This window comes from Providencia sp. PROV048, assembly GCF_033688165.1.
Lineage (GTDB): Bacteria > Pseudomonadota > Gammaproteobacteria > Enterobacterales > Enterobacteriaceae > Providencia > Providencia hangzhouensis.
This window is the reverse complement of sequence record NZ_CP096360.1, coordinates 509,311-532,319: the sequence shown is the minus strand read 5'-3', so window position 1 is coordinate 532,319 and position 23,009 is coordinate 509,311. Positions and strand designations below refer to the sequence as shown.

20 protein-coding genes are annotated in these 23,009 nt (G+C 41.0%); all 20 read right to left on the bottom strand.

Annotation, left to right across the window (positions count from 1 at the left end; all coding sequences use genetic code 11):
* Positions 1-15: 15 nt before the first annotated feature.
* Entirely contained in the window at positions 16-1,170 is a 1,155-nt protein-coding gene (locus tag M1F26_RS02280; RefSeq protein ID WP_140172617.1) for an adhesin, read from the bottom strand.
* Between the two features lie 16 nt (positions 1,171-1,186).
* Positions 1,187-1,720 carry a fimbrial protein gene (locus M1F26_RS02275; protein WP_004261024.1) on the bottom strand — a complete coding sequence of 178 codons (534 nt, stop codon included), beginning with the start codon at positions 1,718-1,720 and terminating at the stop codon, positions 1,187-1,189.
* A complete protein-coding gene (locus tag M1F26_RS02270) occupies positions 1,720-2,235 on the bottom strand; it encodes a fimbrial protein (protein ID WP_140172616.1) in 516 nt (171 codons plus the stop codon). The genes M1F26_RS02275 and M1F26_RS02270 overlap by 1 nt, the downstream gene beginning before the upstream one ends.
* The gene (locus M1F26_RS02265; RefSeq protein ID WP_140172615.1) at positions 2,228-2,623 is read right to left on the bottom strand and encodes a fimbrial protein; all 396 of its coding nucleotides are present in this window, start codon (positions 2,621-2,623) and stop codon (positions 2,228-2,230) included. Before M1F26_RS02265 ends, M1F26_RS02270 begins: the two co-directional genes overlap by 8 nt.
* A gap of 50 nt (positions 2,624-2,673) precedes the next feature.
* The gene (locus tag M1F26_RS02260; RefSeq protein ID WP_226617120.1) at positions 2,674-3,411 is read right to left on the bottom strand and encodes a molecular chaperone; all 738 of its coding nucleotides are present in this window, start codon (positions 3,409-3,411) and stop codon (positions 2,674-2,676) included.
* A gap of 14 nt (positions 3,412-3,425) precedes the next feature.
* Positions 3,426-5,978, bottom strand: a complete 2,553-nt coding sequence (locus M1F26_RS02255) for a fimbria/pilus outer membrane usher protein (RefSeq protein WP_140172613.1) — start codon at positions 5,976-5,978, stop codon at positions 3,426-3,428.
* A gap of 88 nt (positions 5,979-6,066) precedes the next feature.
* Entirely contained in the window at positions 6,067-6,645 is a 579-nt protein-coding gene (locus tag M1F26_RS02250) for a fimbrial protein (RefSeq protein ID WP_140172612.1), read from the bottom strand.
* A gap of 62 nt (positions 6,646-6,707) precedes the next feature.
* Positions 6,708-7,295: a fimbrial protein gene (locus M1F26_RS02245; protein WP_004261070.1), complete on the bottom strand. Its 588-nt coding sequence runs from the start codon at positions 7,293-7,295 to the stop codon at positions 6,708-6,710.
* 161 nt (positions 7,296-7,456) lie between these two features.
* Positions 7,457-7,786 (bottom strand): helix-turn-helix domain-containing protein, encoded by a 330-nt coding sequence (locus tag M1F26_RS02240; protein ID WP_227528889.1) that lies wholly within the window; start codon positions 7,784-7,786, stop codon positions 7,457-7,459.
* Positions 7,787-8,376: 590 nt separating this feature from the next.
* Complete coding sequence (locus tag M1F26_RS02235; RefSeq protein ID WP_140172610.1) at positions 8,377-8,880, bottom strand: AAA family ATPase; 504 nt, start codon at positions 8,878-8,880, stop codon at positions 8,377-8,379.
* A gap of 416 nt (positions 8,881-9,296) precedes the next feature.
* On the bottom strand, positions 9,297-10,943 hold the full coding sequence (locus M1F26_RS02230) for a Na+/H+ antiporter (RefSeq protein WP_318837645.1): 1,647 nt from the start codon (positions 10,941-10,943) through the stop codon (positions 9,297-9,299).
* A gap of 267 nt (positions 10,944-11,210) precedes the next feature.
* Complete coding sequence (locus M1F26_RS02225; RefSeq protein ID WP_140172609.1) at positions 11,211-11,759, bottom strand: MarR family winged helix-turn-helix transcriptional regulator; 549 nt, start codon at positions 11,757-11,759, stop codon at positions 11,211-11,213.
* 79 nt (positions 11,760-11,838) lie between these two features.
* Positions 11,839-12,594 (bottom strand): Asp/Glu racemase, encoded by a 756-nt coding sequence (locus tag M1F26_RS02220; protein ID WP_140172608.1) that lies wholly within the window; start codon positions 12,592-12,594, stop codon positions 11,839-11,841.
* The gene (locus M1F26_RS02215) at positions 12,591-13,622 is read right to left on the bottom strand and encodes a carbon-nitrogen hydrolase family protein (RefSeq protein ID WP_140172607.1); all 1,032 of its coding nucleotides are present in this window, start codon (positions 13,620-13,622) and stop codon (positions 12,591-12,593) included. The genes M1F26_RS02220 and M1F26_RS02215 overlap by 4 nt, the downstream gene beginning before the upstream one ends.
* Positions 13,623-13,631: 9 nt before the next feature.
* Positions 13,632-14,543 carry a fumarylacetoacetate hydrolase family protein gene (locus M1F26_RS02210; RefSeq protein ID WP_140172606.1) on the bottom strand — a complete coding sequence of 304 codons (912 nt, stop codon included), beginning with the start codon at positions 14,541-14,543 and terminating at the stop codon, positions 13,632-13,634.
* 100 nt (positions 14,544-14,643) lie between these two features.
* A complete protein-coding gene (locus M1F26_RS02205) occupies positions 14,644-15,771 on the bottom strand; it encodes a cupin domain-containing protein (RefSeq protein WP_004261095.1) in 1,128 nt (375 codons plus the stop codon).
* 29 nt (positions 15,772-15,800) lie between these two features.
* A complete protein-coding gene (locus M1F26_RS02200; RefSeq protein WP_140172605.1) occupies positions 15,801-18,098 on the bottom strand; it encodes a bifunctional salicylyl-CoA 5-hydroxylase/oxidoreductase in 2,298 nt (765 codons plus the stop codon).
* 16 nt (positions 18,099-18,114) lie between these two features.
* Positions 18,115-18,537, bottom strand: coding sequence for an acyl-CoA thioesterase (locus tag M1F26_RS02195; protein WP_094961443.1), 423 nt, complete (start codon positions 18,535-18,537; stop codon positions 18,115-18,117).
* A gap of 10 nt (positions 18,538-18,547) precedes the next feature.
* Positions 18,548-20,077 (bottom strand): indolepyruvate oxidoreductase subunit beta family protein, encoded by a 1,530-nt coding sequence (locus M1F26_RS02190; protein ID WP_140172604.1) that lies wholly within the window; start codon positions 20,075-20,077, stop codon positions 18,548-18,550.
* A 9-nt stretch (positions 20,078-20,086) separates the two neighbouring features.
* A complete protein-coding gene (locus M1F26_RS02185) occupies positions 20,087-22,285 on the bottom strand; it encodes an indolepyruvate ferredoxin oxidoreductase subunit alpha (RefSeq protein WP_140172603.1) in 2,199 nt (732 codons plus the stop codon).
* Positions 22,286-23,009 lie beyond the last annotated feature (724 nt).

The window sequence follows — 23,009 nt, the reverse complement described above, 5'->3', positions numbered from 1 at the left end:
ATTCAAAAATTCAATTTAGTCAAATGTGGCAATTAACCATGCAGACCCTTGATAACTTCCTGCGTCTGCATTATTTCCTTGAATACGACTACGAATATAAATAGTGCGATTTGAATGAATTCCCACACGAATATCTGTACCTGTCGCGCCGGTTTGTTCATCCACAATGTCTAACTTACTGTAAATCGTTCTATTTGAAGCATCTTTCATTGGCAAGCGCTTTTGTGGGTCGCCATCTGTCACATAGTCTAACCGTAACCTTACCTTCGTTAAGGCAGCAAATTTGCACGTGTATCTGATACTTTCCGTCACCAAGCTATCGTAATGAATACTACTTAATTGACCGTGTCGCAAATTGACGGTACTAGCCTGCCCAGAGCTCGTTTGCGTGGAGCACATTGCTTTCACATTTAACTGAGAAGCGGCAAGACGCATTGGCACGGTTGAGTCAGATAAAGGCCAGCTATCAAAGGGTGGCACTGCTTTAGGCTCAGTAAAAGCGCGAACATAGCCCGCTAAATCCATTGCAGGAATAACCAGTTTTCCATCAATAATTTGCTCATTAATAAAAAATGTAATAGTAACTGGAAATTGACTGGTAAACTCTTGGGCAGCCCTAACAAGCCCCACATAAGCATATGAGCACATTCCTGCATCAATATTTATCCAATTCATTATCGGAGTTTCCACCGTCATCACTAAATTGTTATTGATCCGGTAGGCTGTTTTTCCATCAATCGTGACTCCCGCAGAAGCTACATACATAAACAAACGATGAAATGCCTGTGATGAATGAATTCTTGTATTGCTGCTCCCCCATCGTCTCCCAACACAATCAACCAAGCCAGACACACTCACTTGAGTACTATTACCATCAATAACAATAGGGTTTCCTACACGATAATAATTTTTGCCATCAGAACCAACTCGTGCAACGGGTTCAATAACACTATTACTATCGATCCGAATTGAATAACCTGAATTGGAATTTTGTATTCGAGATGCATAATCTGCATGAGCATTCATTCCATACAAACTAAGAATGGCCACCAGAAAATACATTGATAAGCTAGATGGTTGTTTAAAAAACTCTCCCTTAAAAAATAAGGGAAATGGTATTTTCACCATAGAGCTAGAAACCGCCTGAAACAGGATTTGAAAATTAGACATAACCGATATTACCGCCTTAATAGTAAGTGACCGAAATCATGGCAATAGCACTAAATTTTCCAGCACGGAGTTGGCTCGCTGGTAGGGTATTGACGAGCTCAGCTTGTAAAATAATTCGCTGTAAAGTGGCATCTATTTGTTCTGGAAATATTTGTTGAATTTGATTAACTTCAAGTGGATGAGCCACACCACCAGTTATATTATTGATATTAATGCCAAGGCCATCAGTACTAGTGGATAAAATACTTTTTCCTTGATAAACCATAGTGTTACTATTTTTGGGGTTAATCATAATACCGAGTGATTTATTCCAATTACAGCCAGTTAAATACAATGGAAATGTATGGGATTGGGAAATATCATCAGAGTTATGCGGTATATTAATCACCCCAAAATTGATTTTTAACGGTGTACTGTTATCTTCGCTACGCAGGTGGCAGGCTGGGTCGACTAACGTCGCGCTCACATCGATTAAAACATCCGACTTAGACATAAATGGGAGGAATAAAAAACACAAAACAAATTTAGATAACCAATTGATTGTATTCATTACTCATACTCCAATGAAAAAGTCGCTGAGCTTGAGAAAACCCCTTTTTTTGCTTCATTCAACGGATTTTTACGCACAAATACACCAAATTCCAATTGCTGACTTCCACCTGTAACCGTAACAGGTGTTACCTCAATCGATTTATCCCAAGTAACAAACTCGCCTTGCTTATCAACTACACCAAGCAGTACACCACTACTTCCATCCGTTCCAAGGTAATTCCCTCCCTCTACAGTGACTTGTTTTGGGCTTTTCCAGGTAATCTTAATCATCTTATTAAGGTCGGCTTGGCTGCATTTTTCAATCGTGATAAAAAATGGTGTGATATCACTAGGAATATTGTCATTAATCGACTTCAAACGTATATTTTCAATTTTTACCCGCTTATTGATGGAATCAGCCGCTAACTGACAGGTTTTATTGACTAAAATACCACTAAATTCCACATCTAGGCTTTCCTTACTCCAACCAAAGATAGGAAGTACAAGACTTAAAAGTAAAATTGCCTTACTCATAAACCACCTCCAACCGTAATAAATTCGATTTATGCATTGAAACAGGTGGGTGAATAAAATTATTACCGTTTAATAAATTCATTTTCTCTATGGCCGTAACATTTCCATTCTGCACATCATAGAAGCGTATTTGTGCGGGCGTTGTTTGCGTTTTATCCGCAGAAAATGCACCACCTGTACCACATTGAGTCAACATCACCGCTGAGGTTGATATTTTTAAGTGGCAAGGCGAATTGAATAATCGAGCGCTCACTTCTAACCATCCACTATTTAAATCTTCATAATGTGATTCATTCACCGCAGTATGATTTAAAAGTCCGTTCGCTGAAGCCATCACTCCTATCATGCCACTGATGAAAAATAGACCAATAAGCATATGCTTTATCAATGCATTACTCCTTCTATTATTGATGCTAGGCGTATATCCCCCTCAGCTAACTAATGTTCATCCACCACTGTGCAAACGTCTTGTTGGCAATGAAAAGCCAAAGTCGGTTTTCCGCCATAATCATTGATATAGGTCAAATGAGGTCTTGTTAGTGGCTGGGAAATAAACTCTTGAGTCGATTTAGGCGGCACCATCACCACTTCAAATTGGCTTTGTTCCGACTGTTTTTGGTTATTACCCAAGCCAATAACCGTCAAATTGAAAGGCGTTGAATTATTGAGCTGATACCCTTTATTCGTTTTCATTAATGTGACCTTATGTGCCCAGTTTGTTTCTGACTTGGCTAAAATGGACGGAGGTCGATAAAAAAGCTTCACTCGCGATTGCAAAGCAATTTGTAAGGTATTCGCATCATGAGATTTAGGCGGGACTTCTCGCAAATTAAAATAAAATACGGATTCCCTATCTTGCGGTAACTGACTAAATAAAGGCGTCAGACTCAAGCGAACTAAGCTTTGGCTATTCGGCTCTACGCGTTGTAGTGGCGGCGTAGCCAATAACGCTCCTTTTGTTAGCTTCTTACCTTGTTGGTCTTCAATCCAGCTTTGTGCGAGATACGCCTCTTCTGGGTTATCATTAGTTATCTTGATATTAATCGATTTCACATCCCCAGGAAAAATAATCCGAGTTCGATCCAGGGTCACTGCTGCGTAGGTATTAAATGATAATATAGGTATGACAAGCAGTACTCTCACAATCCATTGATAACAAATATCTAACTTCCACATAATTAGCCTCACAATCATTTACTTGATGATGAATAAACTGAACGGACCGCTTTGGCTGAAGAGCATGGCAGCAACAACAAATCCGTAAGCTCATTTAATTTTTCAGGTAGAGATAACTCGCACTGTGGCTGGTTATTCCAATACAACGACAACTTTTCTTGAGGTGATACCCCCACTAGCCACGTCACACCGCCTTCACCCACTAGCCCTACTTCTTGGTTATTTTTATTACGTACACTGGCGCCAAAAGGTGGGTGCTTTCCATCTGACAAAGCAAAAACAACAAATAATTTATGCCCCTTCATCACCGATAAGCTGCGATAGCCTATGGCACCTTTGGTTAACGTAATATCTGTCGAGGGATCGAGGCTTTCGATATCATCGGGTAACTGGCTGGTATTAATTGAAGCTGTTGATTTTCGATAACTATTCACATTGGGAATAACAGCCAACCCAAATGCATTGGTTTTAATCACCCCATTATCGAGAGGAATACCGCTCACGTCGGGGGTTTCAACCATAAGTCGTGTATCACCGTGCGCTGATCGGTGCAATGCCGCCCCTTTCGAGGTTAATGTAAGCCCGCCATTGATTGACCCGCCAATGCTGTGGTATTGATCAGGCACATAGCTCGCATTTATAGATGTACTTGCTTGAGAGATATCTCGTGAATAAAAGCCACTCAAACTCACTTGATTATCAATATGTTGGCCGTGGTTATAACCAACATTGATATTGTAATTATCTTGTTCCCCATAACCACTATAGCCAACCTGATGATTAAATTGATTATTACCCGCTGACCGTGAGTAGAGTTCAGAAAATGTGATGCTATGACCGCGGAATAATGGTACTGTGAGATAGAGATTAATTGCATCTTCTTCATTGCCATTGTCCCGTTCAGTACGAGTTGCTGATAATGATAAATTTGCGGCATTCTGGGACAGAAGAGGAAAATTTAAAGGCGCATTAATGTATAAACCGTATTGCGTTTGTGAGTCGTGCTGCCAATAAGTACTATATTGATAATTAAGAGAAATATTAAAATCATCAAAATATTTATTTAAATATAATTGATAATTTTCTTTTGCTGCCTGAGTACCATAACCTATTCTCTCTTCATCCATAAATTGCGTTAGTGTTCGGTATTCTTTGTCGGCAAAACGGTAGCCTGCAAAGGTAATATCTGTGCGTAGCTCATCGAAAGATTTTGCGTAATTAACGCGATAAGAGCGGCCTTGGCGTCTTTTATCTGAAAAATCGGCAAAAGATTGTGTGATATCAAAAGAAACCGCGCCTATTGAAAAAAGATCCCGTCCGATCCCTAATGCTGCACTTTGGTAATAACCATTAAGTTGAGTTCCTCCATATAATGACCATGCATTTGAAACACCATATGATAATTCACCACTTACAACAGGCTCACCTGTCAAATGCCGATTGTCATAACGCGTCTTTCCCATTGCGACTTTATAAATAACGCGTCCGGGACGTGTTAAATAAGGTAACGAAGCTGTACTAAGACTAAACTTGCTCTCCTCCCCATTTTCTTCACGCACAGTCACATCTAATACACCACGGATCCCACTATCAAGTGTTTGAATACGAAATGGTCCAGGAGGCACTGCCGTTTCAGAAATAATGCGTTCTTGGCTGCGAACAATTACAATCGCATTAGTATTTGCAACACCAATAATTTCAGGTGCATACCCCACTAATTTAGGCGGTAGCATGCGGTCATCACTTTCTAAAGAAAAACCAGTATATTGCCAAGATTCAAAGATATCCGAATAAAAATAATTTTCTCCCAACGTAAAGATTGAGGCACTATCTTTCAATGAAGTAAATGCATAAAGACGAGTAAAATCAAAGTTATGTTTTTCTTGAGGATAATCCCCCCGTTGCTTCTGATAAGATGTACTGTAATCACCACGTAGGCGCCAAGCCCCCCAATTTACCCCTGTGATTCCATTACTTGATAAATAGATTTGCCGATTACTATTCGTTTCCTTGGTTGCAGAAATATTCGCATTGTAATCAATAAATGCGCCACCTATTCCTTCTTCCCATAAATTAGCAGGAACCCAGTAAGGGTCGCGATATTCCATCCATATTTGCGGAATAGTCATTTTCAGCGATAAGGTGCTGAGCTCTATGGCTGTTTGAACGCCTGATAGCGCAGAAAAATCGAGGCATTTTCCACTATGAGAAAGTGTCACTTTCTCCATCGCAGAACGCTTTAACCCAATTAACTCAAGGATATCAGGAGGAATACAAATAGTTTGTGTCGCTTGGGTTGATTCACCTGCAATTGGCTTATTTTCATAAACGGAGATATTACGGGGTGCCCCTAAACGTTGCCCATTAACAAAAAGAGTAAAAACATAATCCCCCGGTAGCGTATACCCTGCTACCGAAAACTGGCTCATATCAATATTTTGCATATCATCTGCATCTAAAACATCTGTATTAAATTCAGTTGCAAATGCTTTCCATCCTATAAAACTCGGTAACAGAAAAGCAATGAGCCAAGCTAGCTTCAATTTTTCGTTAGTTTTGAACACCATGCTCTATACCATCCTAGCTATACCAGATTAAATGCAATAAGAGTTCATCTTCAAAATGAAGCTCATAAAAACATATTCTTCGTGCGTGTTATTGGTAATCGATGAAAAAGCGGATCAGCCCGTAATAACGGCCCGCTTGAATCGGCTGTCCGGTTAATTCCAAACGTAAGAAATAGCGAAGGAAAAGGCTGTATCCTGATTTATCTTGATACAACACATTGTCAGATAATGGATAAACCTTATTAGGCTGTAATCGTATTTTTGAATTGTCTAATACCGATACGCCTAGCCCTTCGGAAGCACCTTGTAGCGTAAAAGCATCAATATATTGCGCGCTTTGGCCGACAAAGCGTATTTTCCATGTTTTTAGGTCAATGGTTGAATAAGCACTACCACAATCTTGTAGCTCGATAATAAAAGGCTGATCATGCATTTCTCTTTGCAAGCTATTTGACAAAAAAGCGAGAGCCAAAGAAGAAAAATCAATAGTTTGATAGCGATTTTTCAACGTTATTGAACACGGCGCATCGATAACACTGCCTTTAAGTAATGTTCTTGCATTGACGTTGTAGGGCTTAATAATTTTGGGGTCTGCATATGAGTGAATACTAAAAATAAGCATTATCGACAAGACTATTATATTCATAACCCTTTGATAACTAACCATGCCCCCCCCTCTAGCGAATCAATATTTAACCACCAGTCAATTCTGGCGGTTAAACCATTTAGTTATTGATAGGTAATACGAAAGTTTGTTACTGCGCTGAACTTACCTTCCGATACACTTTTCGTTGTATCAACAGCTTTTGCTAACGCTTTGAAAGATAATACGTTATCTCCTTTTTTATTGATGATACGTGAAAGCACATCTTTAGCTTTTCCAAACTCAAATCCATCAATACCAATTCCTACATTGTTGGTATTACCCGCAGAAGTAGAAAGTAAAGTATTTGCTGCATCCGCATAGCTTTGTCCTGTAAACACTAATTCCATTGATTTAACAGCAATAGGTTTTCCAGCTGTATCAATATCAAAGTCAGTGAAATCACACCCAGTAAATTCAATATTAAATTTCACCTCAGCCACACGACCATTTTCCAATGCTCGACGAGATAACTGTCCAAAATCAATAACTTGCTTTAGTGAGGATTGCGCTATATTACAAGGAGTACTAACAACGACACCTTCGAAATCAACAGTACCTGTGTTGTCGGCAGCAGAATTTGTTGAAAAAATACCAGCTATTAATGCAGTAAAAATAAATAACCGAGATGATTTTGATAAATAGGGTGCAATATTTAATTTGGTAAATTGCATATATTTTTCCTTTCAATTAAAAAATTAAACTACAATAAATACGCCATTAAATATTCAATAGCGTAAATCTAATTTCGATATTTAATTCAATTAAAGAGGACATAAAACTAAGCATCGCCATGTGAGTGATTTTTTACTCCAACCACATACCCAATTGAAAATTATCTTTTTTTTGATTCTCCATAATAGTAGAAAAGTGATCTTTCGATGAGATTAAAAAATTCATTTTGTATTCTTATATCTGCAATTTCATTCGAATGATTCACTAGGACTTTGAAAAAAAATTCTAACCAATTTCTTTCTAATACGCCCAAAAGAGTATTTAATACTTCAACATTAATACCGGTTTCCCCTCTCTCATAACGAGAAACCTGTTGTTGACTTATTTTTAGTATTTTAGCTAGTTGGTACCCTGTTAATGATTTATCAATTCTGGCTTGTCTTAAAAATAACCCAACATCCCGACGTAATAACGCATTTATTTTTATCATATTAATTCCAATGAATAAAACTCCCATTTGAAATTTTAAATGACTCGTTACGAACTTAAGAATCAGTTTGTTTTTACATCTAATAAAAATAGAGAATAATTTAATTTAAATATAGGTTTATTAATTAATTCTGTAAATACGTTTGTATCGATCGAACTTATATAATTTGATAGCTATTTCCTATTAAATTATATAACCCATGTAATATAACTTAGATGAACACACAATAAATATTAAAAATCAAAAGGTTAAAAACAAATAAATCAAGATAATAGCAAGGCGAATTAATTAAATATAAAAATATTAACATGCAGAAAATAACGAAATTAAAAGAATAAATTAAAGCTTATAATTAAAATAAATCAATTCACTATATTTACACAAAAATAGAGTCAAGCAATAAAGTCAATACTAAAACTCATAAATAAAATAAAGATAACCATCAATGACTATTTAATTTATTATTATCATCTTAAGTTATATATCTCGTCACTGATTAATTATAGAGACTGCTCATGTATTTCCCTAAGTATCTATAAATTGAAGTAATAGATACTCAGAGAAATATTTGTTACTTTGACATGCTACTTTTATGGATAAAATTTACAGATTAACCGCTCACTACTTGTTGGATAAGAAAAATGTGCCGTAATTAAATCAAACTGCGTTTCAGATGTTTGAAATGGGTTTTCCCCTGCTAAATTACGAGCAGCAAGCCTTGCCTTACACTCATCATTACTTACATGAAATACATAAGATACATCAGATGATTGCGCCAAAGACATTAACCATTGACGCTGTATTGGTGTGTTGGCAGGAAAATCCATCACGATATTATTCCCAGCCTGTATTAATTGCCTAATATGGTCTTCCAATACCTGTTTTACTAAAGCACTTTTTTCGACATAGTGAGCCAATTCATTAATTTCATTAGGATAAAGGGCGGCAAGCCATTCATCTTCACAGAGCAAAATAGTACGAGGGTGGTTAGCCAGTTGTTTCGCTAATGTCGATTTCCCAGAAGCGATTTTCCCACAAAGAAAATACAAACGAGGTTGTTTTTTTAATAATGGAGATGCTTCTGTTAAATTCATAAATAGTTCCTTACTGAAGAATTAACCAGATAAGGACAAAAAACCCGCCTTATCTGGCGGGTTTAGGATGTAGCTTATCCCCACCACTATGTGATGGTAATAATAATGCTTAAGCTTGCTACAACCTGTGACATATAAATTTCCTAAATTGAATTGTAACCAACCTATCAGAACTCAATACAAGCCGTCAAATTCAGTTGAATTACAATAACAAAAGACCTGAATAAATTCAGGTCTTGAGGTTGTTGACAAAGCGGGATAAAAGCGTGGTTTTTCCCGCTTTGTGTTATCAGCCGAAAATCAATAAATTGATTTTCCTAATTTATTTTCAAAACCTATTAGACTTGCCGCCAAACATAATATGTTTGTCAGCAGTCTGAAGACCTGAATAAATTCAGGTCTTTTGTTTTCGCTAATTAATGTTTACCATTTTTATGGTGATTCAGTGTCTCTTCTTTTAAATCAAGTTCATCACGTAAACGGTGATACACCCTTTCATTGATATTTTTACTTTTACGCATTTGATATAACGCGTCGCGTTTCGCTTTTAACGCCGACTTAGACATTTCGCGTTCCATATTAATCATCTTATGTAAATCATAGACATCTGACTCAGTTTCATCCGAATTATCGAGTGGTCTGCCATAAATTTCTAATAGTTGCGCCCCAACTTCAGTACGCATAGCAATTTCATCCACATCATCCGATGGGTGGTTCATTAATTCACGTAAATGTGCCATCGCGGCTTCATTTAAAGCTAAACGCGCTCGAATTTCGTCATTATCATAAGGTAAATCTTGTACTAACCCTTTCGTTAAAATAGGCAGTGCGATACTGGCAATTAATAGTGAGCATAAAATCACCCCCATCGCTAAGAAAATAGCCACGTCACGATTCGGGAATAATGAACCATCTGGCATCAATAAAGGTAACGTTAAAATACCCGCTAACGTAATCGCTCCGCGCACACCCGCTGTCGCCATTACTGCCATCATACGAATATGCATAACATCTGCTTCTTTACCGCGACGGCGTTTATGGAAGACGGTTAAAGTCATCGAGATCCACACCCAGCTAAACCGTAAAACTGCCAATGCCACAGTAATAATTGCCACATAAACAAACAGCATCCAAGGATGGCTCGCACCCGCGGCCTCTGCTACAGCAGGCATATTTGTCCACATACCCGGCAACTGTTCGCCTAACAAGATGAAAATCATCCCATTCAACGCAGTTTGTACCGTATCCCACACCGCTTTACTTTGCATACGTGTAGCCGCTTGCATGCGACCTGCAATTTTTTCATAGTGCATCGCAATACCGGCAACTACTGCCGCTAAAATACCGGAAACATGCAAATGTTCAGCTAATAAATAAGCCGTAAATGGCATCAGTAAGCTGATCATAATTTGAATTGCAGGTTCTTCCCCAGTACGCTTAACGAGCAGTTGATTTAACCAGCCAATTGCCCAAGCCACCAGCAAACCAATTAAAATTCCGCCAAATGCCACTAATACAAATTGCCCAGCCGCTGAAGCAAGGGAAAATGTACCTGTTAACGCAGCGACCACTGCAAAACTAAAGCACACCAGACCCGTTGCATCATTCAACAATGACTCCCCTTCCAAAATATGCGCCATTCGAGATGGCAATGGGGAATTGACGGTCATGGCAGACACGGAAACGGGATCCGTTGGCGATAAAATGGCTGCTAACGCAAAGGCAACAGCTAAAGAAATGGCTGGGATTAACCAATGTATAAAGAAGCCCATACCAATCACTGTTACAACCACTAAACCTATGGCTAGCGACATGATCGGTTTAATTTCTTGAAATAAGGCTTCTTTAGGAATACGCCATCCATCAAGGAATAATAAAGGAGGAATAAATAAAAATAGAAATAGATGAGGTTCAAATTCAACTGTAAAACCGTATAAAGACAAGCCAGCCCCTAGTGCTATCTGGATCAGGGGTAATGGAATAATATCTTTGAGCAGTCGTGAAACAAAAACGCTCACAACAACGGCTAATAAAAAAACGAGTACAAGTGTCACTACTGACATTGATTGCTCCATGTTTAGCTAATCATTAATTATCAGTTATGAAGTAAATAGATAAAATGAATCAATGTAAAGTGGCAATTAATCAATCGATACAAAAATAATAAAATTAAGAAATAGCCTATCTATCATCAGGTTGCAAAAATTACTACTGACTTAAATGCCCCATAAGAAACTTATTTATCTATTTGATAAATAAATATTTAAACGCAATATCAATAATAAGTTATGTATTGCCATCAAAAATAGAACTAAACCATCATTAATCGACTATTTTGTTGTTTCTTTAGATAAATTTAGGCTACCTGATTTTTTTCTTTTTAGCTTTTTTTTATTATTTTTATCGGAAGTGCTTTTATCTGCAGTATTGGTGTTTTCTATACTATGCCGCTCAATTAATTCTTGTAGCACTTGCTTAAGAATCTTACTTTTACGTAGCCCCAAGGGAGCTAAAACAACTTCTTCGTGTTGCTGAGCTGCAATAAGTAAACCATCAACTAGTGACATTCCACTTGATGTCACACTGACAAGTGTTATGCGCTTATCACTACCATTATGGTTACTGTGGCGAACCACGTGCCCTTGCTGTTCTAGCCGTTGTAGTACGCGAGTAATTGTCGGTTGTTTACTGACTGTTTTTTGTGAGAGCTCTGTAATCCCCATCGAGCCATTACCTGCTAGTGTGGATAACACTCTCCACTCTAATATTGACAAACCTTTTTCTTCAACAATGGCATGAAACTCAGATGAAACCAACATCCAAGCCTGCCCCAATAGGGCAGGCAAATAATTATCAACAAAAACCTTTGAGTTTGCCATTCGCTCCCCTTGATAACATCTTGAATTATTGCATTTGATTACAACCCCTCAAGAGTAGCAGAAGTCGGCGATAATTCAGCTAAAACTTTCCACTTAGCAATGAACCAAACCCATCAACATGAGTTTCTAAACCCAACTTTTTTAACATCATATAGGTCGTCGCCACCGAAGAAGACAGTACAGGTAAACCAACTCGGTCTTCAATTAATTGTATTGAGGGTAGCGAAGGCATTTGCACACATGCAGAAGCCACAATTGCATCTACTTGGGTATTGAGTTTTTTCGTAATTTCCACTGGTGCTAATGGGTTTTGCCGGCCCACATCTAAATTATCTGGAATTTCCAATGAAATACTATCTACCACTTCAATGCCTTCACTTTCGATATAATCAATCACTAACTGCGTCAACGGCTTCATATAAGGCGTTAAAATAGACACTTTTTTAGCGCCCATTACATGTAAGCCGTCAACTAATGCCCCAGCGCTAGTCACTACAGGTGCTGGATGGCCGTTATCTACCGTACGTTGAAACAAACGTTTTTCTGAAATGCGATGATAACCTTTCCCCATGCTCATAATCGCAACTAAACAGGCATATCCCAGCACATCAACCGCAGCATCTGACAATTCAATAGCGCAGCGGTCACTATCGGAGTCCATTTTTGCCAGCTCCTCTTTGGTAACTTTTTGCATACGCATACGGCTTGAATGAAAGGTAAAGCGCTCCGCAAACAGAGCTTCTCTTGCCCGTAATATAGCCGGAATTTCTGTTTCCATTGTGGTATTTGATGACGGGACAATCTGCCCAATACGATATGTACGTGCTAAACTCATATCTCTCTCTCCCCAAATGACTCACCTGATTCTGGAAATACGTTTAAAGCTTCATCTTCTTGCCCATTACCGTGAAAACGTGCTGCCGTTAATGGCCGGCGGTTCACCTGCAAATCAAAGATATCAAAACGGTTATAATGCCCTGTAATATCATGCATTTGTCGTGGTTGAATACAGCGATTTAAATCAATTTCACCGTAAACAATTCCTTCTTTGTCAACCAATGGTTCGCCTATAACTCGTCCATCAGGCCCGATAATTCCTGAGAAAGCGCTATTTGGCCGAGCCAGTATCTCACGTGCTTCTGGGTGAGTTGCAGACATTGCATCCATAATCTCTTCTGACACTGTCGAACAGGAAACAATCGTAAAAACTTTGCCTTCGAAACAGTGGGCAGATGCGCGTAAACGAATCGCTTCGGCCATGTCATAGTCTTTTGGTGCAACGGGTAAGGCGATATAGCTCGCAATATGGACTAACTCGCCTTGCGCCAATAGAGCAAAACGCGCCAATGTATTGGTGTTTTCCCCACAGGCCAATGCCCCAAGAGGCCCAATACTGGTTTGATGAACTTTTAGTGAAGAGGCATCTCCATTTGCCCACGTCAGTTTCTCTGCCCATGTTGGGACTAATTTACGATGGCGTCCCAGAATTCTTCCTTCATCAGAAATCGTCACTAATGTATTATATAACGTAGCGATTCCATTAGGGTTCCGCTCATTCACACCAATTACAACATTGATGTGGTGGCGTGCGGCAGCTTGAGCAATTTTTTGTATTTCAGGCCCTGGGACTTCAATGGCAGATTTGCACAGTTTTTCAAACCATGGACTGCCATCTATCGGGTTCATCACCCAACTCCAATAAGGGTAACCAGAAATAAAAACCTCTGGAAATGCAACCAATTTCGCTCCGTTATCCGCCGCCTCTTCAATTAAACGACAAACTTTATCTACCGTAGCATTGGTATCGAGAAACACCGGAGCGGCTTGTACCGCAGCGGCTTTAAACGTCTGCAAATTAAGCATACTTCCCCCTTAAACGGCGACAACTGGATGGCGCAATTCACCAATATTCTCAACATATGCTTCAATCACATCCCCCGGCCAGACCCATTCTTGAGGTGTTCTTCCCGCCCCTACCCCTTCAGGAGTGCCTGTTGCAATAATGTCACCTGGTTCTAATGTGATCCCTTGGCTAATATCTTCAATCAATGTATTCACATTAAATAGCATGTGGCGTGTATTTGAGGATTGTTTGGTTACACCATTCACCTTCAAGCTTAAATCTAAGGTATGAGGATCTGGAATCTCATCAGCAGTGACAATGCATGGCCCAAATGGTGCATAGGTATCTTGCCCTTTAGAATAAATCCATTGCCCAGCACGGCGGCAATCACGCGCACTCATATCAATCATCAAGCTGTAGCCAAACACATAATTAAGAGCATCTTTTGCCGCGACACTTTTCGCACGAGTGCCAATAATCACCGCCAACTCCACTTCCCAGTCTAATTGTTGGGTAATTTTGGCGTTATGTTCAATGGCATCTCCCGGCCCAATCACTGTGGTTGGGGGCTTAGAAAAGATAACGGGTTGTTTTGGAAGATCTTTTGAGGTGTCTAATGTACGGCTGGATTCCGCCACGTGTTCAACATAGTTTAAGCCAATACCAAAAATATTTTTACGTGGGCGAGGTATCGGCGCCAAAATTTTCACATTTTGTACAGGCCACGCAGTCCCTGCTGGGAATTGCCCTTGATATGTATTCAGAAGTTCTGTACCAACACGCACACCTTGTGGGCCTAAATCGATAAAGTCCAACATATTATCAGGCAAGTACAGCCCTTGCTCTTGTGCCAGAAGGGCTAAATCCACTACTTGTTGATTAACAACTGCTCCTAAACGGGCTGCCGCGGTCACATCAGAACGATAAGTTATTAAGCGCATTTTCTTTCTCCTTGAATGAGGTGATTGCCTCACTCACTTCTTCACGTAAATTGGAATAATAAAATTATTTATATTAATCAATAAGAAATATAATACTCACCTAGGTAACGACTTTCTGGTGACCGTCATTTTCTACTAGAGCCTCTTCATAATAGAGCCCCAAAGAGTGCATTACGGGTAAATCATTAAAGCAAAACAAACAAGCATCTTCGGTTTGTGAGGTATTCACATGTTCATGGAACATCCACGATGGCACACAGAAAATATCACGCTCTTGCCAATCAAAGCGTTGCCCATTGATCACGGAGTACCCTTGCCCTTTCGCTACTTGATAAATAAAACTTCCCGTATGGCGATGAGCTTTACCAACAAAGCCCGGACGCAGTAATTGCATACTCGCTCCAATGGTTGGCATCACAGGTCCTCCTGTGAGCGGGTTAGTGTAGTGCATCAAAACATCATCAAATACTGAGCCATCCGCTGCCTTCGCTGCACGGCACAACGCCTCGTAGGTTGGCCCCCATTGGTATTTAAATAATGGTGAATAAGGTTTATCCCAGCCGATATCGTGAGGACGTAATGCGGTTCCTCCCCACATACCAACGGGGTAATCGATAGGTCGTGTTTGTGCTTGATGTAAGTCAGGATGCACTTTGTAAAACCCAGCTTCCATGGCATTGACTAACGGGATATCCAATCCATCTTGCCAGATACAAGGTAAACCATCTTCCGCAACGCCGTGTTCATGCCATGTCCCATTCGGCGTCAGTACAAAGTCGTTGGCTTCTAGCATCATTTTTTGCCCTTCGACAATGGTATATGCCCCACGCCCTTCCATAATAAAACGCAATGCTGAGGATGAGTGGGCATGAGCCGAAGCGGCTTCTCCCGGATGCATGACTTGTAAACCTGAGTATAGCCAACCTACTGCAGCAGCCACTTCTTGGCGGCCGGGATTATTCAGATAGATCACGCGACGCCCCGCTTTTTCTGGGGTCACCAGTTCAACTGAGCGCAACACATGTTCGCGTAAATCACGGTAGCGCCACAACACAGGAACTGAGCTTGATTTGGGTTGCCACGGTTCAATCTTGTTTGCGACCGTCCATAATGCACCTGTCTTCAACGCATCTAGTTCTTGGTAATACGCCACTAGCTCAGGGGTATCTGCCACATCGGCACGCCCTGCCACATTTTCTCGGTATTGGTCATGGGAGTGTGTACTCATGCTATTTTCCTCTTTGTTTGCCAAAGCCTTTAACGCGACTTCAAGGATTGAACGAGTTGCTGACGCCCATATTCATACGGTGCCGGCCAACGAGTTTCCCACCCATAACGCGCACATTCATGTAAGACCCATGCAGGGTCAGAAAGTAATGGCCGAGATAAAGCACATAAATCCGCCCGCCCAGCGGCAATAATGCTGTTGACTTGGTCAGCATCAGTAATAGCACCTACGGCAATAACCGGTATTCCAGCTTCATTACGAATACGGTCTGCCATTGGTGTTTGGTACATCCGACCATAGACCGGTTGCTGTTGCGGTGACACTTCACCTGAAGAGCAGTCAATCATATCTGCGCCCGCTTGCTTCATTGCACGGCCAATTTCCACCGCGTCATCAACCGTAGTCCCGCCATCCACCCAATCCGTCGATGAAATACGTACACTCAAAGGTTTTGACCACACCTGACGCACAGCACTAATGATGGCTAACGGAAAACGTAAGCGATTTTCTAACGTTCCACCGTAGTTATCTGTACGCTGATTAGTTAATGGAGAAATAAAGCTCGACAGTAGATAACCGTGCCCGGCTTGCAGTTCAAGCCAGTCAAAACCAGCCGTTTCTGCTCGTTTTGCTGCAGCAACAAATTGGTCAATCACCGTAGTCATTTGTGCCTCGGATAGCTCTACCGGAGTTTGTGAGATATTCGGTAAATAAGGCAACGCTGAAGCAGAAACTAACGGCCAGTTATCTGCATCCATTGGGTGATTTTCTTTCTCCCACCCTCGCTGAGTTGAACCACGACGCCCTGCATGGCCTAATTGAATGCCAATTTTGGCATCCGTTTTTTGATGAATAAAATCAGTCACACGTTGCCAAGCAGTAACTTGCTCGTCATTCCAAATACCGACACAGCCTTTTGTCACACGGGCATCGGGAGCTATCGCCGTCATTTCAGTCATCACTAGACCCACACCGCCTAATGCGCGGCTTCCCAGGTGTACCAAATGAAAATCATCGGGTATACCCTGATTAGCGCAATACAACAATGTTGGTGACGCGACCACGCGGTTATTAAGAGTGATACCTCGTACATGATAAGGTGTCAGCATAGGGGGCACTTTTGCCTTTGAAGTCACACCTGTTTGTTCCGCAAACCACTGCTCATAGTTTTCCAACCATACAGCATCACGCACTCGCAAATTTTCATGAGATATACGCTGTGAACGCGTTAAGAGAGAGTAGGCAAATTGCTCTGGAGCTAAATTCTCATAACGACAGACATTTTCAAACCATTCTGTCGAATTGCGTGCCGCATTCTGAATTTTCAGAACTTCGACACTGCGAACCTTCTGGTAATGCTCAAGCCCTTTACGTAAATCACCCCCTGAAGTTTTCAAGCTTTCACACAGCTCGATAGCATCTTCTAGTGCTAATTTAGTTCCAGAGCCAATAGAGAAATGGGCGGTATGAGCGGCATCTCCCATCAATACTACGGGAACGTCTTTACCTTGTGTGGGCTGCGTCCAATGCACCCAATTTCCACAAATGACCCGAGGGAAGCGGATCCAAATTGCGGCACCACGTAAATGCGCTGCGTTAGCAATCAGTTTTTCACCATCAAGCCATGGCGCAAATAGTTTTTCACAATAAGCGATGCCATCCTCTTGAGACATTTGGTCAATACCGGCTTTAAGCCAAGTTTCTTCCGTCGTCTCCACAATAAAGGTCGATAACCCTTCTTGAAATTGGTAGGCATGAACTTGAAACCATCCATGCTCATTTTTGGCGAATAAGAAGGTAAAGGCGTCAAAAATCTTCTTTGTACCTAGCCAAACAAAACGGCAACGACGTGGGTCAATATCTGGTTTAAATACGTTTTCATAACGCGTACGCACCGTACTATTAATGCCATCAGAAGCGATAAGCAAATCAGCTTGGTACTCACGAGCAATCGCTTGGTCATCCGTTACTTGGGTTTCGAATACCAGCTTCACCCCCAATTCCACACAACGGTCTTGTAATATATTGAGTAATTTTTTACGCCCAATGCCGATAAACCCATGACCACCGCTGCGGTTACATACACCTTTAAAGTGCACATCGATATCATCCCAGTGACTAAATTCTGCAGAAATCGTTTTGGCAGAAACTGGGTCCGCTTGGCGCAAATTACTGAGCGTGGCATCAGAAAATACCACTCCCCAGCCAAAAGTGTCATAAGGACGATTACGTTCCACCACCACTACACGGTTCTTTGGGTTCTGTAGTTTCATCAGCAACCCGAAATAAAGCCCTGCGGGACCACCGCCAATACACACAATATTCATGGAGCTTCTCCTTTACTTACACTGGTTGCTGAGCGGTTAATGCCTGATACAAGGCGTCTGGAATGGGGATGGCTTGATGCGTTTCTAATGACGTCGTGACATAAGTTTGCGTCACTTGCATGCGCAGTACTCCATCAACACCGACACAGCGTTGATGTAACGTCAGAGACTTGCGACCAATACGCTGTACATGTAGCTCTAACATCACGTTATCCCCCATTTTGCTAATGGCCTTGAACTCCGCTTCTAGGTGTACTGTCGGCAAGCCAAAGCGTTGTTCCATGATGTAACCCGCAAAGCCTTGAGGGACTAATTCATCAACCCAACGTTCAAGTAAATTGTTAAACATCACGAAATACTGGGGGTAAAACACAATCCCTGCAGGGTCACACTCCGAAAAATGAATTTTATGTGGCTTAGTAAATATCAGTAAACTCATGATGTTATCCTTAATTCATCGCTAAACGTTGACGGCATTTTTCCAATTCTTTCCCATGTTCATCAGCCAATGCGGCTTCACGTAGTTCACGTAAATTAATGGGGGCGAGTTTGTTCCCTTGCTGCGCAACGATGTCCATTAAGATTTTAAAATTACGCAACCCTCTCGCATGAGTGTCGCTATACCCCTTAACCACGCGTTGACATTCGGTAATTTCGGTTGCAAGTGCAGGGTTAGCTTTCGCTGCTTTAATTACAGCAGCTAACCACTTTTCAATGCGCTGCGTTTCTAGTTGATAACGTAACGTCGAACGTCGGCCTTTTCGCCATGCGGCTAATAGATACAACTGTAAAAAACCTAATAAAGAACTGGTAGTGATCGTGCGCCCCTTTTCGGTCATTTTGCGAAGCGCTTTGTGTAACCAATGTGGACGCATTAACCAACGACCTAAATTTTTGGGAAGCGTTTCGCAAATTTCTTCAATTCTTGGATGCATAAATTCATTGATCTCCAATAATTGATTATCTTTTGCCTGTACTTCATTGCGAACGCGAGAAAAGCGGCTATCACGAATTTTAAGGTCAGCCACTCGGATGGTGTCTTCATAGGACATCCAAAGGGCTAAGTGGCGCGCAAGCGCACGTTGCAAACGCTCATCTTGCCCGCCATCTTGCGCAAAGAGGTTATTGAGGCGATCCAAATATAAAGTGGCATAGGCAGGGTCTTGGTAGTCTATAAGTCGGCGAGTCCCTTCAGTCACGAGATACTGCACATGAGGAGAGAATTCATGTTGGATACGAGCTAATAGTTGCGATACCTGCTTATTTTTTGGTGAATATACGGTGTTCTTTGTGGACTCCGGCCGATATGCATCTTCGGGTTTAGTCGCTTTTTCTGCCCCTAATGTAAAAGCTCGCAAACTTGGTTTTACGCCAACGCCCCCACGTACAATCGTTTCTTCAAATTGTGCGCGGCTAAATGGTAAAACACCGGAACCAAACAGCGCACCAAATAAAACAGCACTAATCACACTGCCACTTTCTTGTGCTGCTTGTGCCATATCAAAGTGAATAAACTGACGCGCAGATGCCGCAGTGTGGCGAATTAATGCTTGGCTATCGACTCGCCCATCACCCATGGCTGATTTTTCCGCGATAGAGTAAACACGGTGTGTTGAACTGATCAATGTTGTGCGCTCTGGGGTAACAAAGCCGCGCTGTACTGCTCTGCCTGCTTCCATTAATTCAGAGGCCAAAACAACATCAACATCACCGGGCATCGGCATAAGCGCTAATACAGGAGAAGGCGTTTGTGGGTTATCAGCACCTGGGAATAATTCCACATAATAAATTGTTGCCCCCGTGCGCTGTGCCACGCCAGGCACTGAAGTCGTTTGAGCAAAATAACCGTTTTCTTCACTTAGGTTGACAACCCAGTCGGCAAGTACTCCACCGCCTTCGCCGCCCATGGCTAAAATGGCAATTTTAATCGGCTGTAATGCGACTTTTGTTGATGGTAATGCAGTTGATAAAGAATTCATGCATCCCCCTTAGAAACTAAATTGTTCACGACGACGTGCGTCACGACGCTGTAAATAGCCAATAAACCAACCGCGTACACGATGGCGCAATTTGTCCCAGCCATTAGGGTTAGTAATAATTTGAGCTTTAAAAAAAGAAGGGCACAAGACAGCAGCGTGAGAGACTTCACCACATAGCCCACAACCGACACAGCTATCCATCACTGTTGCAACCGGGTCTGTTCTTAGTGGGTCTTGGCTAGGTTTAATTGATAAAGACGGGCAACCAGATAAACGAATACAAGAGTGATCGCCCGTACAGGTGTCAGGGTCAACACCAAAACGCTCACGTACCACTCGTTTGCCTGCGGCAACATCACTACGCACCTTTTTCTTTTCGCGGCGTTGTTTGTTCAACATGCATTCGCTTTGTGCAATCAGAACCTTGGGCCCTTGCTCATCGGTTGTTAAAGCTTCACGTAACGTATTTGTCATGGTTTTTAAGTCATAAGTGTGTTTAATGGTTTTCACCCAATTAACACCCACCCCTTTCACCGCTTTTTCAATTTCATGACCAGTACTACGGGTTGGATTCAACGCTGTCGAAGAGAGAATATCTTGCCCTCCTGTCGCAGAGGTATAGCTGTTATCAACCACAATAGTTAAGTTATCGCTACGGTTAAAAACACTATTGGCAATACCACTGGTTAAACCGTTATGCCAGAACCCCCCATCTCCCATCACTGAAATCGCGCGTTTCCCAGCCTTTGCATTCAAAGCCGCAGCCCCTGCGCCTCCTAGCCCATAGCCCATGGTGGTATTCCCCAAATTAAAGGGCGGTAGAATAGAAAATAAATGACAGCCGATATCCGCACTCACATGATGTTCGCCTAATTCACGCTCCACCAACTTCATCGCAGTAAAAATAGGCCTTTCGGGGCAACCTGTGCAAAACCCTGGTGGGCGCGCATGGACAGATTCATCTAATGTTGGCTCTGTTGCATTCACGTATTCAGGTAAAGATTCTTCAGATTTTTGAGTGGCAATATTAATCGTTGGAATACGAATCTGTTTTGCAGCCGCTTTGACTTGTGGAGCTATCTTTCCATAGCATTCAAAAAACGAACGTAAACCCGCAAGCACTGTTGCAGTATTATATTCCCCCGCCATTGGCAGCATATCCTTACCATGTAGGGCAATATCAATCTTGCGTTGACGCAAAATATTCGCCACATTTTGCTCAACAAAATTTGGCTGGCCTTCTTCCAAAACTAGAATGGCTTTTTTATGACGACAAAAGCGTTCAAATTCATCGTCAATCAATGGATAAGCCACATTCATCACATATAAAGGAATTTGGCTATTACCAAAAACATCCGCTAGCCCTAGCTGATTTAATGCGCGGATCAGCGTGTTGTAACAACCGCCTTGTAGCGCAATTCCAACATCATCCGAGTCTTCTGAAAAAAATTCATTTAACTCATGTTGTTGAATAAATTTAATTGCAGCGGGCCAGCGAGCTTCAATTTTTTCTTTTTCATGTAAGAAACTAGCAGGGGGTAATACTATGCGACTGACGTCTCGAGTTGGGTTCTCAAGCGCATCTTTGACGGTAAATTTAGGGCGCTGATTATCTGCGCAAACAAATTGCCCGTGAACGTGACAAGAACGAATACGCATTTGTAACATAACGGGTGTATTACTGGCTTCAGAGAGCTCAAAACCATCTTTCACGGCTTGAACGATAGACGGTAAATTGGGCCGAGGGTCAAGCAACCACATCTGCGATTTCATCGCAAAAGCATGGCTACGCTCTTGCATAATAGAAGAGCCCTCACCATAGTCTTCACCAACAATAATTAAAGCACCACCTAACACACCACCCGAAGCTAAGTTAGCTAAAGCATCAGATGCGACATTCGTCCCCACTGTTGCTTTAAAAGTCACAGCTCCTCGTAGTGGATAATTAACTGAGGCTGCTAAGGTTGCCGCTGCAGTTGCTTCACTTGCGCTATTTTCAAAGCGAATACCATATTCAGATAAAATATCTTGTGCATCAGCAAGGACATCCATCAAATGGGAGATAGGAGCACCTTGATATCCCGCAACATAAGATACACCCGACTCTAATAGCGCTTTTGTAACAGCAAGGATCCCTTCACCACTGAAGGTTTCACCTTGCCCTTGCCGTAATTTTTGAACTTCTTGTACAAACGATCGCTCAGCCATTTTAACCTCACCAATCAACATCAGAACGTTTTTATCTTTTTTGTGTTTATTATTTGTATATCTTTTGTTAATAACAGGTCAATCCATGATTAATCATGTAAATTAGATTTATGCAGAGAGTGGATAAGGCTTGCAGATAAGGGACAAATAGTGAGTTAAAACAACTAGAAAATTAGTTTTTCCGCCAAATAGCGTAGAAAAAAAGATCAATAAAATAAATAAAAAATACTGAATAGCATGTTTAAATAGAAAATAGGCCTCACAAAATCAAACAAATCAGAAAAAAACATCGCCATAAAATAATTAATTAGAGCATTACATTAATTAAATAAGAAAAAGATAGGTAAACATAAAATTTAATATGAAAAATCATATATATTTTACTGTTATTGAAATAAAAATAACTTTATTTTTTATATTGTTATCGCTATCACAACAACCGCATAGTTTCTATTTTTTTGCAGTTTCAGGATAGTTTCTGCATGTTTTTATCTAGGTAAGAAAATTTGTTTATGTTATGTTCAACTCATGACTAGTTAAAAAATAGTCAATAAAATGTTAACAAAAAGGAAGGCTTCATTTGACTTAAATGGAAAGCATTCCTCCCTAATATAATAAGTCATTGCAAAATATTATAATAAATTGAATTTACTGAGAAAAACACATAACAAGCAATATTAGTCGGGCCCTATTTTGGTTATTCTATAAAGCAGGGCTGGCAAAT

What these genes read in the sequence shown, in the direction of transcription:
- M1F26_RS02280 (WP_140172617.1), bottom strand. Translation starts at nt 1,170, where the DNA reads ATGTCTAATTTTCAAATCCTGTTTCAGGCGGTTTCTAGCTCTATGGTG.
- M1F26_RS02275 (WP_004261024.1), bottom strand. Translation starts at nt 1,720, where the DNA reads ATGAATACAATCAATTGGTTATCTAAATTTGTTTTGTGTTTTTTATTC.
- M1F26_RS02270 (WP_140172616.1), bottom strand. Translation starts at nt 2,235, where the DNA reads ATGAGTAAGGCAATTTTACTTTTAAGTCTTGTACTTCCTATCTTTGGT.
- M1F26_RS02260 (WP_226617120.1), bottom strand. Translation starts at nt 3,411, where the DNA reads ATGTGGAAGTTAGATATTTGTTATCAATGGATTGTGAGAGTACTGCTT.
- M1F26_RS02255 (WP_140172613.1), bottom strand. Translation starts at nt 5,978, where the DNA reads ATGGTGTTCAAAACTAACGAAAAATTGAAGCTAGCTTGGCTCATTGCT.
- M1F26_RS02250 (WP_140172612.1), bottom strand. Translation starts at nt 6,645, where the DNA reads ATGGTTAGTTATCAAAGGGTTATGAATATAATAGTCTTGTCGATAATG.
- M1F26_RS02245 (WP_004261070.1), bottom strand. Translation starts at nt 7,295, where the DNA reads ATGCAATTTACCAAATTAAATATTGCACCCTATTTATCAAAATCATCT.
- M1F26_RS02240 (WP_227528889.1), bottom strand. Translation starts at nt 7,786, where the DNA reads ATGATAAAAATAAATGCGTTATTACGTCGGGATGTTGGGTTATTTTTA.
- M1F26_RS02235 (WP_140172610.1), bottom strand. Translation starts at nt 8,880, where the DNA reads ATGAATTTAACAGAAGCATCTCCATTATTAAAAAAACAACCTCGTTTG.
- M1F26_RS02230 (WP_318837645.1), bottom strand. Translation starts at nt 10,943, where the DNA reads ATGTCAGTAGTGACACTTGTACTCGTTTTTTTATTAGCCGTTGTTGTG.
- M1F26_RS02225 (WP_140172609.1), bottom strand. Translation starts at nt 11,759, where the DNA reads ATGGCAAACTCAAAGGTTTTTGTTGATAATTATTTGCCTGCCCTATTG.
- M1F26_RS02220 (WP_140172608.1), bottom strand. Translation starts at nt 12,594, where the DNA reads ATGAGTTTAGCACGTACATATCGTATTGGGCAGATTGTCCCGTCATCA.
- M1F26_RS02215 (WP_140172607.1), bottom strand. Translation starts at nt 13,622, where the DNA reads ATGCTTAATTTGCAGACGTTTAAAGCCGCTGCGGTACAAGCCGCTCCG.
- M1F26_RS02210 (WP_140172606.1), bottom strand. Translation starts at nt 14,543, where the DNA reads ATGCGCTTAATAACTTATCGTTCTGATGTGACCGCGGCAGCCCGTTTA.
- M1F26_RS02205 (WP_004261095.1), bottom strand. Translation starts at nt 15,771, where the DNA reads ATGAGTACACACTCCCATGACCAATACCGAGAAAATGTGGCAGGGCGT.
- M1F26_RS02200 (WP_140172605.1), bottom strand. Translation starts at nt 18,098, where the DNA reads ATGAATATTGTGTGTATTGGCGGTGGTCCCGCAGGGCTTTATTTCGGG.
- M1F26_RS02195 (WP_094961443.1), bottom strand. Translation starts at nt 18,537, where the DNA reads ATGAGTTTACTGATATTTACTAAGCCACATAAAATTCATTTTTCGGAG.
- M1F26_RS02190 (WP_140172604.1), bottom strand. Translation starts at nt 20,077, where the DNA reads ATGAATTCTTTATCAACTGCATTACCATCAACAAAAGTCGCATTACAG.
- M1F26_RS02185 (WP_140172603.1), bottom strand. Translation starts at nt 22,285, where the DNA reads ATGGCTGAGCGATCGTTTGTACAAGAAGTTCAAAAATTACGGCAAGGG.